The 16,101-nt window shown below is 70.1% G+C and carries 12 protein-coding genes and 1 pseudogene; 5 read left to right on the top strand and 8 right to left on the bottom strand.

Annotated features, from left to right (window positions below; translation table 11 throughout):
* Positions 1 to 202: 202 nt before the first annotated feature.
* Positions 203 to 364, bottom strand: a complete 162-nt coding sequence (locus OG293_RS27935; protein WP_406001535.1) for a hypothetical protein — start codon at positions 362 to 364, stop codon at positions 203 to 205.
* Positions 365 to 545: 181 nt separating this feature from the next.
* Here OG293_RS27935 and OG293_RS27930 point away from each other — a divergent pair, with 181 nt between their 5' ends.
* Complete coding sequence (locus OG293_RS27930) at positions 546 to 1,478, top strand: hypothetical protein (RefSeq protein ID WP_406001534.1); 933 nt, start codon at positions 546 to 548, stop codon at positions 1,476 to 1,478.
* An 18-nt stretch (positions 1,479 to 1,496) separates the two neighbouring features.
* Here OG293_RS27930 and OG293_RS27925 read toward each other — a convergent pair whose 3' ends face one another.
* Entirely contained in the window at positions 1,497 to 1,925 is a 429-nt protein-coding gene (locus OG293_RS27925; protein WP_406001533.1) for a Rieske (2Fe-2S) protein, read from the bottom strand.
* Between the two features lie 146 nt (positions 1,926 to 2,071).
* On the opposite strand from OG293_RS27925, the gene OG293_RS27920 reads away from it, so the two are divergent.
* A complete protein-coding gene (locus OG293_RS27920) occupies positions 2,072 to 2,968 on the top strand; it encodes a carbohydrate kinase (RefSeq protein WP_406001532.1) in 897 nt (298 codons plus the stop codon).
* A 267-nt stretch (positions 2,969 to 3,235) separates the two neighbouring features.
* Here OG293_RS27920 and uvrA read toward each other — a convergent pair whose 3' ends face one another.
* The gene (uvrA, locus tag OG293_RS27915; RefSeq protein WP_406001531.1) at positions 3,236 to 6,211 is read right to left on the bottom strand and encodes an excinuclease ABC subunit UvrA; all 2,976 of its coding nucleotides are present in this window, start codon (positions 6,209 to 6,211) and stop codon (positions 3,236 to 3,238) included.
* Between the two features lie 202 nt (positions 6,212 to 6,413).
* Here uvrA and OG293_RS27910 point away from each other — a divergent pair, with 202 nt between their 5' ends.
* Positions 6,414 to 7,121, top strand: a complete 708-nt coding sequence (locus OG293_RS27910) for a maleylpyruvate isomerase family mycothiol-dependent enzyme (RefSeq protein WP_406001530.1) — start codon at positions 6,414 to 6,416, stop codon at positions 7,119 to 7,121.
* Between the two features lie 9 nt (positions 7,122 to 7,130).
* A complete protein-coding gene (locus OG293_RS27905; protein WP_406001529.1) occupies positions 7,131 to 7,787 on the top strand; it encodes an MBL fold metallo-hydrolase in 657 nt (218 codons plus the stop codon).
* Position 7,788: 1 nt separating this feature from the next.
* Here the strand turns inward: OG293_RS27905 and OG293_RS27900 are convergent, their stop codons facing one another.
* A complete protein-coding gene (locus OG293_RS27900; protein WP_406001528.1) occupies positions 7,789 to 8,514 on the bottom strand; it encodes an alpha/beta hydrolase in 726 nt (241 codons plus the stop codon).
* A gap of 279 nt (positions 8,515 to 8,793) precedes the next feature.
* On the opposite strand from OG293_RS27900, the pseudogene OG293_RS27895 reads away from it, so the two are divergent.
* Positions 8,794 to 9,836 (top strand): annotated as a pseudogene (locus OG293_RS27895) (S66 peptidase family protein).
* 78 nt (positions 9,837 to 9,914) lie between these two features.
* On the opposite strand, the gene OG293_RS27890 reads toward OG293_RS27895, so the two are convergent.
* The 4 genes from OG293_RS27890 to uvrB form a co-directional block, all read right to left on the bottom strand.
* On the bottom strand, positions 9,915 to 10,913 hold the full coding sequence (locus OG293_RS27890; RefSeq protein WP_406001527.1) for a TerC/Alx family metal homeostasis membrane protein: 999 nt from the start codon (positions 10,911 to 10,913) through the stop codon (positions 9,915 to 9,917).
* A 223-nt stretch (positions 10,914 to 11,136) separates the two neighbouring features.
* The gene (locus OG293_RS27885; RefSeq protein WP_406001526.1) at positions 11,137 to 13,107 is read right to left on the bottom strand and encodes a TerD family protein; all 1,971 of its coding nucleotides are present in this window, start codon (positions 13,105 to 13,107) and stop codon (positions 11,137 to 11,139) included.
* A 96-nt stretch (positions 13,108 to 13,203) separates the two neighbouring features.
* Positions 13,204 to 13,782 (bottom strand): TerD family protein, encoded by a 579-nt coding sequence (locus tag OG293_RS27880; protein ID WP_142216449.1) that lies wholly within the window; start codon positions 13,780 to 13,782, stop codon positions 13,204 to 13,206.
* A gap of 132 nt (positions 13,783 to 13,914) precedes the next feature.
* On the bottom strand, positions 13,915 to 16,035 hold the full coding sequence (gene uvrB, locus OG293_RS27875) for an excinuclease ABC subunit UvrB (RefSeq protein ID WP_406001525.1): 2,121 nt from the start codon (positions 16,033 to 16,035) through the stop codon (positions 13,915 to 13,917).
* Positions 16,036 to 16,101: the final 66 nt, after the last annotated feature.

Raw genomic sequence — 16,101 nt, 5'->3', positions numbered from 1 at the left:
CGCGGTCATGTCCGGACGCCCGGCACCGTGGGGAGATGCCGGGCGTCCGGGGCCTCAGGCCCGGCGGCGCATCCGGAGGTAACCGGCACCGCACAGGGCGAGGGCGGCGAGGCCGCCCGCCCCGGCTGCGGCGGAGGGGCGGTGGCCGTGCGGTCCCCTGGTGAGCGGGGTCAGGCGTCGTGCGGTCCCCTGGTGAGCGGGGTCAGGCGTCGTGCGGCGCGGCGGTCGCCGTCGACAGCGGCCGGATGTCCCGTGCGGTCAGGACGGCCGATGCGGCGGGCCGCCGTCTGCGTAGGGTGCGCATCGCGTTCCTCCCGGTGAGGGTGGGGGTGGAGGAGCGCGTCCGGACGCTGCGGTTGAGCATCAGTGCTTGTCGGAGGCAGGTCAACACGCTTCAATGCGGGGTGACACGGCGTTGTGAATGCCACGGCCGGGATGTGAACACCTCCGTCCCGCGCCACCAGGACGCCCGTCGCCGCCCACCCACAGCGGCTCACCCCTCGTCGTGAATGTTCACTCGCATCCGCCTAGCCGCTGGAGGCACCATGGGCCACACCGACGCCGATCTGGCACAGGTGCTGCACACCGGCCCCTTCCACTTGGCGCTGCGCACCGCCCTCGCGGTGCGCGGGCTGCCTCTCCAGCGCGTCCAGCACCACCTCGCGCACCGCGGCATCACAGTCGGTGTGACCAGCCTCAGTTACTGGCAGCAGGGTGCGCGGAGGCCGCAGCGGCCCGAGTCGCTGCGGGCGGTACGTGCCCTGGAGGAGGTGCTCGGCCTGCCCGGGAATTCACTGATCCGGCTGCTCGACACCGGCGGGGGCGGCACACGCACGGACGCCGAGCGCCCCGCCGCACGCTCCTACCGCTCGCTGATGGAGGCGTCCGGCGCGATCGAGCAGCTGCTCAGTGACCTGGAATCACCGGCGGACGGCGGACTGCACACGGTGGGCCACCATGAGCGGGTGCGGATCGGGGCGGGTCGTCAGCTGCTGGGGCGCGACTCGGCGCATGTCGTACGCGCGCACCGCGACGGCATCGACCGCTATCTCGCCATCCACCACGGCGACCCGGGCTGCGACCCCGCGCGGGTGGAGGTCAGCGCGCTGGAGAACTGCCGGACGGGACGGGTGCGGTGGCATCGCGAGACCGGTGTGCTGATCGCGGAGCTGCTGTTCGACACCCGGCTCCGGGCGGGTGAGACCTACCTCTTCGGCTACGCCTTCGAAGACGGGACCGGCGGCCCGAGCGGTGAGTATGTGCGCGGCTTCAGCTTCGCGGGCGGCCAGTACGTCCTGCAGATCCGCTTCGACGAGGGGGCGCTTCCGGTGCGGTGCAGACGGTTCGCGCAGGCCACCACAGGTGCGCCACGCGGCGCCCGGACGGATCTCACCCTGAGCGGCCGGCATCGCACGGTGCATCTGGTGGAACAGGGCGTGCGGCCCGGGATCCTGGGGATCGACTGGGCCTGGGAGTGAACGCCGGCGCGCCGCGTCCTATGCGGCCGGACCGGCGATGAGCCTGCCGCCCTCGGCCCTGATCGGGACCTCGGGAAGCGGCACCGTGGCCGGGCCCTCGACGGCCTTGCCGGTCGTCACATCGAAGCGGCTGCCGTGGCAGGGGCAGTTCCCCACCGTGTCCTCCAGCTTGTCGAGGACGCAGCCCGCGTGGGTGCACTGGGCGCTGAACGCCTTGTACTGGCCCTTGGCGGGACAGCTCACCACCAGACGCTGCTCGCGGTAGAGCTTGGCTCCGCCGACCGGGACGGCGTCGGCCGCGCCGAGCTCGACCGGCGCGGTCGGCGTGGGGTTCTGGGCGTGACCGAGCTTGGACTCGGTGGAGCAGGCGGCGACCCCCAGGCCGGCGGCGCCGGCGAGGGCGGCGCCTTTCAGCACAGTGCGACGGGCAGGCGGCAGGCCGGACATGGGAACTCCACAGTTCAGAGCAATGGTCGTGGCACGGGGTCGGTAACAGAACCGACCATACCGGCGGAGATCCGCCGGCTTCCCGGCGGGCTCCCCGGCGGGAGCCTCGCTGTCGCCGGTGAGCGGCCATGGGTTACGTTCGGGCCGTGATCGTCGTCGCAGGTGAAGCCCTTATCGATCTGGTCCCGCAGGGGGACCGCGAGCCGCTGCCCCTGCTGCTGCCGCGGCTCGGCGGGGGGCCGTACAACACGGCCGTCGCGCTCGGGCGGCTGGGCGCACAGGTCGCCTTCTGCTCCCGCGTCTCGACGGACGGATTCGGCAAGGCGCTGCTGGCCGGGCTCCATACGGCGGGGGTCGACACGGGGCTCGTCCAGCGCGGCCCGGAGCCGACGACCCTGGCCGTGGCGACCATCGGAGCGGACGGCTCCGCCGGGTACGGCTTCTATGTGGAGGGCAGCGCGGACCGGCTCTTCGAGCTTCCTCCGGCGCTGCCGGATTCGGTACGGGCCCTGGCGCTCGGGACCTGCTCCCTGGTGCTGGAGCCCGGTGCGAGCGCCTATGAGGCGCTGCTGCGACGGGAGGCGGGGCGAGGGGTCTTCACACTGCTCGACCCGAACATCCGGACCGGTCTGATCCGGGACCCGGACGCCTATCGGGCGCGTTTGGCGAGCTGGCTGCCGGACGTCTGTCTGCTGAAACTCTCCGAGGACGACGCGGCGTGGCTGGGCGGTGTGCCTGAGGGGCCGGCCGCGGTGGTGGTCACGCGGGGCGGAAAAGGACTCGAGGTACGAACGCGGGCCGGGCTGGAGGTCGCTGTCCCGGCCTCGTCCGTCGCCGTCGCGGACACGATCGGCGCGGGCGACACGGTGAACGCCGCTCTGCTCCACGGCCTCGCGGCCCGGGGAGCGCTGTCGGCGGACAGGTCGGCCGCACTGGACGAGCAAGGCTGGCGCGAGGTCCTGGACTTCGCGTCCCGCGCGGCCGCGGTGACCTGCTCCCGCACGGGCGCGGAACCGCCGTACGCCTCGGAACTGGACGGCTGAGGCTTCGCCTCGCGCGGGGGCCGGTTCCTCGCCCATCAGCGGCTGCGCCCCTGCCGCCCTGACCGCTCTTTGCCGGAACGGATGTCTCGCCCTCGGCCGGAGGCCCCTTCCGACGACACTCTCGTCCACGGTCGCCGGGCGGGCTCGCCTTCGAGCACACCCGGCGTCCGGGGACAGCGCGTCCTGGACCGGGCCGTGCCAGGACCGGCAAGGCCCGGGCGCTACGGGCCCGGGCCTCGGGCCCTTGCGGGCTCAGGACTTGCGGGCTCAGGACTTGCGGGCCCGGGCCGTCCTCGCCGTGGCCGTCTTCTTTGCCGGGGCCTTCGCGGCGACCGTCTTCTTGGCGGCGGTCCTCCTCGGCGGCTTACGGGCCGCGGGCACCATCGCGTCGCTGATCCGCTCGGCGTCCAGGATGTCCCGCAGGAACTTGCCGGTGTGACTCGTCGGCACCCCGGCGACCTGCTCCGGGCTGCCCTCGGCGATCACCAGACCGCCGCCGCTGCCGCCCTCGGGGCCCATGTCGACGACCCAGTCAGCGGTCTTGATCACATCGAGGTTGTGCTCGATGACGATGACCGTGTTGCCCTTGTCGACCAGACCGGACAGCACCTTGATCAGCTTGCTGATGTCCTCGAAGTGCAGACCGGTCGTCGGCTCGTCCAGAACGTAGACCGTACGGCCGGTGGAGCGCTTCTGGAGCTCCGAGGCCAGCTTCACCCGCTGGGCCTCACCGCCCGAGAGCGTCGGCGCGGACTGGCCGAGCCGCACATAGCCGAGACCCACCTCGTTGAGCGTCCGAAGATGGCGGGAGATCGTCGGAACGGCCTCGAAGAAGTCCAGGGCCTCCTCGATCGGCATGTCCAGCACCTCGGCGATGGACTTGCCCTTGTAGTGGACCTCCAAGGTTTCCCGGTTGTAGCGCGCGCCGTGGCAGACCTCGCACGGGACGTACACGTCCGGCAGGAAGTTCATCTCGATCTTGATGGTGCCGTCGCCCGAGCAGTTCTCGCACCGGCCGCCCTTGACGTTGAAGGAGAACCTGCCGGGGAGATAGCCCCGGACCTTGGCCTCCATCGTCTCCGCGAAGAGCTTGCGGACATGGTCGAAGACACCCGTGTACGTCGCCGGGTTGGACCGGGGCGTACGCCCGATGGGCGACTGGTCGACATGGACGACCTTGTCGACCAGATCGTCGCCGTCGACCCGGGTGTGGCGGCCGGGCACCGACTTCGCGCCGTTCAGCTCGCGGGCGAGGTGGGTGTAGAGGATGTCGTTGACCAGCGTCGACTTACCGGATCCGGAGACACCGGTGACCGCGGTGAGCACACCGAGCGGGAAGGAGACGTCGATGTCGCGCAGGTTGTTCTCACGGGCGCCGTGGACCGTGAGCCGGCGCGTCGGATCTACGGGCCTGCGGATGTCCGGCGTCGGAATGGACCTCTTCCCGGCGAGGTACTGGCCGGTGATCGATGCCTTGTTGGCCAGCAGTTCCTTCAGCGAGCCGGAGTGCACGACCTTTCCGCCGTGCTCGCCCGCCCCCGGGCCGATGTCGACGACCCAGTCGGCCACCTTGATGGTGTCCTCGTCGTGCTCGACGACGATCAGGGTGTTGCCCATGTCGCGCAGCCGGATGAGGGTCTCGATGAGCCGGTGGTTGTCGCGCTGGTGCAGTCCGATCGACGGCTCGTCCAGGACGTACAACACGCCGACCAGGCCGGACCCGATCTGGGTGGCGAGCCGGATTCGCTGGGCCTCGCCGCCGGAGAGCGTGCCGGCCGCGCGGTTGAGCGAGAGATAGTCGAGGCCGACGTCGACCAGGAACCTCAGCCGTTCGTTGACCTCCTTGAGCACCCGCTCGGCGATCTTCTTGTCGCGGGCGTTCAGTGTGAGGCGGCCGAGGAAGTCGGCGCACTCGCTGATCGACATGGCGGCGACCTCGGCGATGGACTTCTCCATCACCGTGACCGCGAGGACGATCGGCTTCAGCCGGGTGCCCTGACAGGTCGGGCAGGGCACCTCGCGCATATAGCCCTCGAAACGCTCCCTGCTGGAGTCGCTCTCGGCCTCACTGTGGCGCCGCTTGACGAACTGCACGGCTCCTTCGAAGGCGGGCGTGGTGTAGGCCCGCTCCCTGCCGTAGCGGTTTCGGTAACGGACCTCGACCTGGGTCTTGTGGCCGAACAGCAGGGCCTTCCTGGCGCGCTGCGGGAGCCCGGCCCACGGCATGTCGGTGGTGAAGCCGAGCGCCTGGGCGAGTCCGCCGATCAGCCGTCCGAAGTACTCCTTGGTGTGGCCGTGCGACCAGGGGTGGATCGCGCCCTCGTCGAGGGACTTCTCCCCGTCCGGGACGATCAGCTCGGGGTCCACCTCCATGCGCGTGCCGATGCCGGTGCAGTCCGGGCAGGCGCCGAAGGGCGAGTTGAAGGAGAAGGAGCGGGGCTCCAGCTCCTCGAAGGACAGGTCGTCGTACGGGCAGTAGAGGTGCTCGCTGTACATCCGCTCGCGCTCGGGGTCGTCCTCGGAGAGGTCGACGAAGTCGAGTACGACCATGCCGCCGGAGAGTCCGAGCGCGGTCTCGACCGAGTCGGTGAGCCGGCGCTTGGCGCTGTCCTTGACGGTGAGACGGTCGACGACCACCTCGATCGTGTGCTTCTCCTGCTTCTTCAGCTTGGGAGGCTCGGCGAGCTGGATGGTCTCTCCGTCGACCCGCGCCCGGCTGTAGCCCTTGGTCTGGAGGTCGGCGAAGAGGTCGACGAACTCTCCCTTGCGCTCGCGCACGAGCGGCGAGAGGACCTGGAAGCGGCTGCCTTCCGGCAGTTCGAGCACCTTGTCGACGATGGCCTGCGGCGACTGGCGCGAGATGGGCCTGCCGCACTCGGGGCAGTGCGGCTTGCCGATACGGGCGAACAGGAGGCGGAGGTAGTCGTAGACCTCGGTGATGGTGCCGACCGTCGAGCGGGGGTTGCGCGAGGTGGACTTCTGGTCGATGGAGACGGCCGGGGAGAGGCCCTCGATGAAGTCGACGTCCGGCTTGTCCATCTGGCCGAGGAACTGGCGGGCGTACGAGGAGAGCGACTCGACGTACCGCCGCTGGCCCTCGGCGAAGATCGTGTCGAACGCGAGGGACGACTTGCCCGACCCCGAGAGCCCGGTGAAGACGATGAGTGAGTCACGCGGGAGATCGAGCGAGACGTTCTTGAGATTGTGCTCGCGAGCGCCACGGACGATGAGACGGTCGGCCACGCCGGTCCGGACCTTTCTTGAGAGAAGCGGGGGCACAGCCCCCGTCACCAGACTATGGGGGCCGTCGGATCGTTTGGATTCCAGGCTGTGAAATGACTGCACCAACCAGGATGCCTCCACCGAGCCTATAGCACGCGCATTCGATTTACGGCCGCGCTCTGCCACCTTCACCCGATCGAGTGGCCGGGCTATCGTCGGGCCCATGATCGATCCCTTGCGCGACCTGGCCTCTGTACGCGAAGCCACCGATCGGCTCCTCGCCGCAGCCGCCGGGCTGGACAACGCCGCCACCGCAGGACCGTCACGGCTTCCGGGCTGGAGCCGCGGTCATGTGCTGGCCCATCTCTCCCGTAACGCCGAGGCGCTCGTCAATGTTCTCCAGGGCCGCCCGATGTATGTCAGCGGCGAGGCGCGCGAGGCGGACATCGAACGGGACGCGCCCCGCCCGCTCGCCGAGCACATCGCCGATGTCCGTGAGACCGCGGCGGGCTTCCAGACCGCCGGCGCGGTGCCCGCCGACTGGAGCCGCACGGTCGAGCTGCGCAACGGCGTCACCGATGCCGCGGCCCGCCTCCCCTTCCGCCGCCTGATCGAGGTGGAGCTGCACCACGTCGATCTGGACATCGGCTACGAGCTGGAGGACCTGCCCGAGGAGTTCACCGACCGGGAGATCTCCTTTCTCGCCCAGCGTTTCTCCGGCCACGCGGACGTGCCGCCGACCCGGATCGTCGCGAGCGACCGGGACTCCGCGAGCAAGGACGCGGGCGAGTGGCACACCGGCGGCACCCAGGGCAGCCCGATGACGGTGACAGGCCCCGCGCCCGCTCTGCTGGGCTGGCTCGCGGGCCGCCGCGACGGGACGGGGCTGGACACCGCCGGCGCCGCACTGCCGAAGCTGCCCCCGCTATAGGCTGAGTCCATGACGTACAGCGGAGTGGTGAAGGTCGGCGGTCGGGCTGATGTGCACGAGCTGACGGACCTGATGATCTCCAAGGTCGCGGTCGGCCCGATGGACAACAACTGCTATCTGCTGCGCTGCCGGGCCACCGGCGAGCAGCTGCTGATCGATGCGGCCAACGAGCCCGAGACGCTGCTCCACCTGATCGGCGACGACTCGATCGCGTCGGTCGTCACCACCCACCGGCACGGCGACCACTGGCAGGCGCTGGCCGAGATCGTCGAGGCGACCGGCGCCCGCACCTACGCGGGCCGGTACGACGTCGAGGGCATCCCCGTCCCGACCGATGAGCCGGTCGAGGACGGGGCCACCATCAGGGTCGGCCGCGTCGAGCTGACGGCACGCCATCTCGTGGGTCACACCCCGGGCTCGATCGCGCTGGTCTATGACGACCCGCACGGCCCGCCACACCTCTTCACCGGCGACTGCCTGTTCCCCGGCGGCGTGGGCAACACCCACCAGGATCCCGAGGCCTTCGCGCGCCTGATCGGCGATGTGGAGAGCAAGCTCTTCGACCGGCTGCCGGACGAGACCTGGGTCTACCCGGGGCACGGCAGGGACACGACGCTGGGCGACGAGCGGCCTCATCTGACCGAGTGGCGCGAGCGCGGCTGGTAGCTCAGCGGCCGTCCATCGTCCGGATGTCGACCGGACCGAGGTCGTCGAAGCTGTCTGCCACCACCGGCGGCAGCGGTCCCAGCCGCAGCAGCCCGGCGACCAGCCGGGTCGTGAGCGCGTGCCAGCTCCGGGCGCCGCGGAGCATGGCGTGATCGCCTCCGGGCATCCGCAGTGCGCACGACTCGGCACCGGCCACACGCGCTCTGTCCGCCAGGTCCCAGGAGCCGCGCGGGTCGGTCACACGGTCGCGGTCACCGTGCACCAGGACGATGCGCCGGCCCGCGAGATGGTCCACCGGTTCACCCTCGGGACACCACGGGGCGAGTCCGACCACGGCCTCGACCAGGGGATGGCTCGCGGCCCGCAGCGCGGCCCGTCCGCCCATGGAGTGGCCGACGAGGACGACCGGCAGAGGCCCGGTCAGGAAGGCCAGTTCGTCCAGGGCTCGCAACGCGTCACGGGCCGCGTCGGCGCGCGTCCCGTTCCAGCCGCGGTGGCGGTAGTTGACGCCGCCGAGCACCACGTCGTGGTCGGCCGTGGCTCGCGCGATGGCCCGGCCGAAGGGGCGCATCCGGATCCCGGGCAGATTCAGCGGGGTGGGCGGCTCCAGGGCGTCGGCCCGGCCGCCGTGCAGCAGCAGGACGGCGGCCCGCGGCGGCTCGGCGGCTCGGTCCAGCCGTAGGGCGGGTTCGGGCTGCCGCTGTTCCGGTGCGCCTATGGGAGTCACATCCTCGGTGGGTCGCCGGGTGGGTCGCTGGGTGGTTCGGTCGGGCAGTCGGTTCGGTCGGGCAGTCGGTTCGGTCGGGCAGTCGGTTCGGTCGGGCAGTCGGTCGGAGCGTCGCGTGGCGCGCCGGTTCCGTCCGCCCGACTATTCGTAGCCAAGGATCGCGCGGATGGGTCCCGGCCGGACGATGCCCTGCCGGTACGCCGGGCGACCGGCGACGCCGCGGAAATCGATGTCGGGGCACGGAAGTGCCCGGCTACGCTCCCGATCATGCCCGAGCCGATGCATCCGCTCTATCCGCCCAAGGCCCGCCCCGGGGACAGGGTCGCCGTGATCTCGCCGTCGAGCGGGCTGCCGGGGCTCTTCCCACTGCCGTACGAACTCGGCCTCGACCGGCTCCGCAACGACTTCGCGCTGGTGCCCGTCGAGTATCCGACGACCCGGAAGATGGGCTCGACGCCTCAGGAACGGGCCGACGACATCCACGCGGCCTTTGCCGACCCGTCCGTCGCCGCGGTGCTGTCCAGCATCGGCGGGGACGACCAGATCACCGTGCTTCCGCTGCTGGACCGCGAGGTGATCCGGGCGAACCCCAAGCCGTTCTTCGGCTTCAGCGACAACACCAACCTGCATGCCTTCCTGTGGAACACCGGGATCGTCAGCTACCACGTGCGAGCGTGATGTGCGAGCTCGGGCGGCCCGGAGCCATGGCCTCGCTGACCGCCGACTCTCTGCGGGCCGCACTGTTCACTTCCGGGCCGTACGAGCTGCGTCCCGCCGAGCGGTTCCGTGACATCGACCGCGACTGGGCAGACCCGGCCTCCCTGGCGACCGAGCCGGATACGGAGCCGGGCGACGGCTGGATCTGGCACCGGCCCGAGACGGTCGTCGAGGGCCGCACCTGGGGCGGCAATCTTGAGATCCTGTCCTGGCTGCTGATGGCCGACCGTGAGATACAGGCCGATCTCGATGCCTACGACGGTGGCGTGCTGCTCCTGGAGACCTCCGAGGAACTGCCCTCCGCGGACGAGGTGTTCCGGATTCTGCGCTGCATGGGCGAGCGCGGACTGCTCCGGCGCTTTCCCGCACTGCTCATGGGCCGCGCCAAGGCCTGGTCCTTCGCCAGACCCGGCGACGCCGCGGAGCGGGCGCGGTACGCATGGGAGCAGCGCGAGGCGGTTCTGCGGGCGCTGGAGGCGTACGCGCCGCGGACGATGGCCGTCTTCGATGTCGACCTCGGGCACACCGACCCGCAGCTGGTCGTGCCGTACGGCGGCTCGGCACGGGTCGACGGGCCGGGCCGACGTATCACGGTGACGTACTGATACGTACTGACGCACCGACGGGGGCGGGGCGTGGGGGCGGCATCAGCCGACCCGGCACGCCCGCCGACGCCTTCCGCCTCAGGCCTCGATGCTGTCCTTCCGGGACTCCTCCTCGCCTTCGGCGGCTTCGCGTTCCGCCTGCCGCTTGGAGGCGATCAGGCTGGTGATCGTGGTGATGATCAGCACGCCGCAGATGAACGCGAGGGAGAAGGGGATGGAGATCTCGGGGACGTCCACTCCGCTCTCGTGCAGGGCGTGGAGCACGAGTTTGATGCCGATGAAGCCGAGGATCACCGACAGGCCGTAGCTGAGGTGGACCAGCTTCCTGAGCAGACCGCCGATGAGGAAGTACAGCTGGCGCAGACCCATCAGCGCGAAGGCGTTGGCGGTGAAGACGATGTACGGGTCCTGGGTGAGGCCGAAGATCGCGGGGATGGAGTCCAGCGCGAAGAGCACATCGGTGGTGCCGATGGCGAGCATGACGACCATGAGCGGGGTCAGCACGCGCTTGCCGTTGACGCGGATGAACAGCTTGGTGCCGTGGTACCTGTCGGCGACACCGAACCGCTTCTCGATGGACTTCAGGAGGCGGTTCTCCTCGAATTCCTCGTCCTCCTCGTCCGAGCGGGCCTCCTGGATGAGCTTCCAGGCGGTGTAGATCAGGAACGCGCCGAAGATATAGAAGATCCACGAGAAGCTGGCGATGATCGCGGCCCCCGCGGCGATGAAGATGGCGCGCAGGACCAGGGCGATCAGTACGCCGACGAGCAGTACGCGCTGCTGGAGGTGTGAGGGCACCGCGAACTTCGCCATGATCAGGACGAAGACGAAGAGGTTGTCGACGCTGAGCGATTTCTCGGTGATGAAGCCCGCGAAGAACTCGCCCGACGCCTGGCTGTCGCCGAAGACCAGCAGCCCCAGACCGAAGAGTCCGGCCAGCACGATCCAGACGACGGTCCAGATGCCGGCTTCCTTGATCGATACGTCATGGGGTTTGCGCCCGATGAAGAAGTCGACCGCGATCAGGGCACTCAGACCAAGAATGGTCAGCACCCACAGGGTCCATGAAACGTCCACTGCGCCTCCGGCGTCGTACGGCTACTTGATCAGCGTCGTCGCTGCCGGAGGTCTCCTCCACCCGGGCGGTCTCTCCCCGCCACGGGCCGGCGCCCCGGGACCGATGTCGGTCCGTACTGACGGGAACGCCGCATCCGGGAGTACTCCCCTCCGTTCAAAGGAGAGTACAGGAATCCCCAAGGAACGGTAAAGGGCTCGGTAAAGATGTCTTCAAGTACGCAGGTCAGCGGCCCCATGAGCGACGTGCGGCAACCACCTGGTCCAGCACCTGGCGGAGCACACCGCTGCCCGGCGGCACCGTGAGCGGCTCGTAGGTCCAGGCGTGCCGGACCCAGGGATCGGCCAGGTGGTCGTCGGGGACCGGAGTGATCCGCAGCAGGGAGCGCCAGAGCGGGTCGAGCACCGGGCCGTACGCACTGGCGTCCTCGCGGTCCGCGACCATCATGAGATGGACTCCGACCGCCGGGCCCTCGTCGGCGAGATAGCGCAGCTGCGTCACGGCGCGGTCGTCGAAGCCGTGCGGGAAGTCGTTGACGATCAGCAACTGCTCCGCCGTGTCCAGATCCGGCGGGAGCGCGTCGGACGCGCCGCCCCGGACCGCCATGGTCACGAGGTCCACCCGCTGGGTGAGGGTGGCGAGTGTGGCGCTCACGCCCTGGGCGCCGGCCGCCGGTGGCCCCGCGAGGGCCCCGGAGTCGACCAGCGGGGCGAGCGAGGCGGTCGCGGCGCCCGCGGGGTCGATGACATGGACCGTGAAGTCGCCGGGCGGATAGACCGCGAGCAGCCGGGCCGCGTGCGCGACCGCGCTGTCCATGGCGAGCCTGCGCAGTTGCGCCTCGTCCAGGGTCATCGCCGCCTCGGAGCCGGTGCCTCCGCTGTCCACCCACAGACCGCGCTCCAGCGGAAGCCGCACCAGCAGCGGAATGCGCAGATCCGGAGTCTCGGGCAGCTGAAGGTCGCCGAGGCGCAGCGCCATCGGAACCTCCATCGGAACGCGGTAGGCGTGCCAGACGGGATTGTCCCAGCGGGCGAAGGAGGGCGGAAGCGCGGGCTCGACGACGTCGGACTCGGCGGTGAGCTGGGCGAGATCGCGGTCGAGGACCTGGCGTGCCTGGTCGGTCAGCTGCTCGCACTTGGCCCTGGCCGACTCCCGGGCCGTGTCCCCGGCACCGCCGATACGGCTGCGCGGGTCGGAGAGCGCCTTGTCGAGCTCCTGGTCCATCCGGGTCTCGGCGAAGTCCACGGCACTGCGGTACGCGGCGACGCTGCGGGCCAGGTCCTCGAACATGCCCCAGATCTGGTTGTAGAGCCGCTCCTCCATGGACCAGCCTGTGGCGTCGCCCGCGACGGGCGGGGCCGGCTGACCGGGACGTGCGGGCGGCGCTGCCGGGGGCGGCGGCGGGGGCGCGACCGACTGGCGGCGCGGGTGCGCGTAGTTGATGGGCCCGCCCGGAGCCGACGGCGCGTCGGGCGTGGGTGTCTGCGGGTCGTCGGCGGTCGGGGCGGGCTGGCCGGCCGCCGTGAGCGGGTCGGGCAGCGTGGCATCCGCCCCGGGCGCGGCTGTCCGGTCGGGCCGGTCCAGGCTCGGCCGGGTGTGGGTACCGTCCGCGCCGCTGGTCCGCAGCTGCGCCGGTTCGGCCCGGGGCGTGAGCGGGGCCGCCGACTGCTGGATGGCCGTGGCCTTCTCACGAGCCGTGGCCAGCCCCTGGTCGCCCAGCAGCTCGGTGAGCCCGCCCGCGTACCCCTGGCCCACGGCGCGCACCTTCCACGCTCCCTGGCGGCGGTAGAGCTCGACCGCGACGAGCGCGGTCTCGGCGTCCAGGCCGGTGATGGTGAACGTGGCCACCTCGGTGCCGTCCTGGCCGGCGACGGCGACGAAGGGGGCGGCCGTGGCGCCGAAGTGGGCCGGTCCCGCCGCCCCTTCAGGGAGCGCGAGGAGCACATTGACCTGTTGGACCGCCCCGGGCACCGCGTCGAGGTCGACGGTGAACCGGGGGGCCTCGGTGGCGCGCTGGGGCACCTCGACGCCGGATAGCGCGGGCGCGCCCGGGTGCGCGATCCATACGTCCCTGACGGTCCCCTGCTCGTCGGAGCAGGTGGCGCAGGCGACGACAGGATGGCCGGCCGACACCCGGATCTCCAGGCGCGTGTCCGGCAAGGGGTGGTTCTGCCCCCGGACCAGCTCGGCGGTCATCCCTGTGTCCCCTCAGTGCTGTGCGGTGGTGGTAGCGGTGCAGCTCCCGGCGGCCTGATGCCTCCGGGAGCTGCGTGTCGTCCGTACGAGCCGTGCCTACAGATGCGGCAGGATCGACGGCATCAGGTCCTGGAAGGTACGGCCGTTGGCGGGGTTGCCGAGGGCCGTCATCTGCCAGCCGCCGCCGACGCGGTGCACCTTCGCCATGATCTGCGCGGTGTACTGACCGCCGCCGTCGAGGGTGTAGCGGGCGAGCTCCTGACCATTGGTCTCGTCGACGATGCGGCAGAAGGCGTTCTGCACCTCCTGGAACGTCTGGCCGGTGAAGGAGTTCACCGTGAAGACGATCTGGTCGATGTGGACCGGCACCCGCTGCAGGTCGACGAGAATCGCCTCGTCGTCGCCTCCGGAACCCGCGCCGCCGACCAGGTTGTCGCCGGTGTGCTTGACCGAACCGTCGTCGCTGACGAGGTGGCGGAAGAAGACCACGTCCACCGGCTGCTTGTCGGCGAACAGCACCGCCGACGCGTCCAGGTCGATCTCCCGGGTACGCGAGCCGAACAGACCGCGGCGGGGCGCCGCCTGCCAGCCGAGCCCCATCCTCACCGCGGTGAGAGTGCCCCCGTCGCTCTTCTGCAGGCTGATGGCCTGACCCTTGGTCATGTTGACCGTCACGCGCTGTCCCCTTCTCCCGAATAGCTGCCGCCCATACGTGCGGTTGCCCAGCACCCTACGCAGTAGGGCCAGAGGCGCATCACAACCGGCTCGTTTTTGTGTCGGTCTTGAAACACACCAGGTGCGCGAGGATCAGGCGATACCGGCCTCCTTCATCTGGCGCAACTCCTTCTTCAGCTCACTCACCTCGTCACGCAGGCGTGCTGCCACCTCGAACTGCAGGTCCGCGGCGGCGGCGCGCATCCGGTCGGTCATCTCCTCGATGATCCCGGCCAGTTCGGCGGCGGGCCGGTCGGTGAGCACCTCGCCCTTCCTGCCGGCCTTGCCGCCGAGCGCGGGCACCGGGGCCTTGGCGCCCTTGCCCGGCTTGTCGGCCTTTGCCTGGCGGTAGCCGGTGCCGAGCAGTTCCTCGGTGTCGACCTCCTCGCGGGCGATGGTCGCCACGATGTCGTTGATCTTCTTGCGGAGCGGCTGCGGGTCGATGCCGCGCTCGGTGTTGTACGCGATCTGCTTCTCCCGGCGGCGATTGGTCTCCTCGATGGCCTTCTCCATCGCCGCGGTGATCTTGTCCGCGTACATATGGACCTGGCCGGAGACATTGCGCGCCGCGCGGCCGATGGTCTGGATCAGTGAGGTGCCGGACCGCAGGAAGCCCTCCTTGTCGGCGTCGAGGATCGCCACCAGGGAGACCTCGGGGAGGTCGAGGCCCTCGCGCAGGAGGTTGATGCCGACCAGCACGTCGTACTCGCCGGCGCGAAGCTCGCGCAGCAGCTCGATCCGGCGCAGGGTGTCGACGTCGCTGTGCAGATAGCGGACCTGGATGCCCAGTTCGAGGAAGTAGTCCGTGAGGTCCTCGGACATCTTCTTGGTGAGCGTGGTGACCAGGACGCGTTCGTCCTTCTCGGTGCGCTCGCGGATCTCGTGCACCAGGTCGTCGATCTGGCCCTCGGTGGGCTTGACGACGACCTCCGGGTCGACGAGGCCGGTGGGGCGGATGATCTGCTCCACGAAGCCGTCGCCGCGCGACAGCTCGTACTTGCCGGGGGTCGCGGAGAGATAGACGGTCTGGTCGATCCGCTGCTGGAACTCCTCCCACTTCAGCGGACGGTTGTCGAGCGCCGAGGGCAGCCGGAAACCGTGGTCGACCAGGGTCCTCTTGCGGGAGGCGTCGCCCTCGTACATCGCGCCGATCTGGGGCACGGTGACATGGGACTCGTCGATGACGAGCAGGAAGTCCTCGGGGAAGTAGTCGAGGAGGGTGTTGGGCGCGGTACCGGGGCCACGGTCGTCGAAGTGCATGGAGTAGTTCTCCACGCCCGAGCAGGAGCCGATCTGGCGGAGCATCTCGAGGTCGTACGTCGTGCGCATGCGCAGCCGCTGCGACTCCAGGAGCTTGCCCTGTTTGTCCAGCTCGGCGAGGCGCTCCTCGAGCTCCTTCTCGATGCCGTTGACCGCCTTCTCCATGCGCTCCGGGCCCGCCACATAGTGGCTGGCCGGGAACACGTACAGCGACTGGTCCTCGCTGATGATCTCCCCGGTGAGGGGGTGGAGTGTGGAGAGCGCCTCGATCTCGTCGCCGAACATCTCGATGCGGACGGCGAGCTCCTCGTAGACCGGGAAGATCTCGATGGTGTCGCCGCGGACCCGGAAGGTGCCGCGCGCGAAGGCCACGTCGTTGCGCGTGTACTGGATGTCGACGAAGCGGCGCAGCAGCTGGTCGCGGTCGATCTCGTCGCCGACCTTCAGGGGCACCATCCGGTCGACGTACTCCTGCGGGGTGCCGAGGCCGTAGATGCAGGAGACGGAGGCGACCACGACCACGTCCCGACGGGTGAGCAGGGAGTTCGTCGCGGAGTGACGCAGCCGCTCGACCTCTTCGTTGATCGAGGAGTCCTTCTCGATATACGTGTCCGACTGCGGGACGTACGCCTCGGGCTGGTAGTAGTCGTAGTACGAGACGAAGTACTCCACCGCGTTGTTCGGCAGGAGTTCGCGGAATTCGTTCGCCAGCTGGGCGGCCAGGGTTTTGTTCGGCGCCATCACCAGGGTGGGGCGCTGAAGCTTCTCGATCATCCAGGCGGTGGTCGCGGACTTGCCGGTGCCGGTCGCGCCGAGGAGGACCACGTCCTTCTCGCCCGCGCGGATTCGCCGCTCCAGGTCGGCGATGGCCGTCGGCTGGTCGCCGCTGGGCTGGAAGGGGCTGACGACCTCGAAGGGCGCCACCGTACGTTCGATCTTGGAAACGGGCCGCATGGATCCACCGTACGACCCACCACTGACAGCCGGGGCCCGATCAGGGGTGGACCCGGCGCTCGCGCG

This window comes from Streptomyces sp. NBC_00829 (genome assembly GCF_045161795.1).
Classification (GTDB): Bacteria; Actinomycetota; Actinomycetes; order Streptomycetales; family Streptomycetaceae; genus Streptomyces.
The sequence above is the reverse complement of the archived record's forward strand: the minus strand, read 5'-3'. Positions and strand labels throughout refer to the sequence as shown.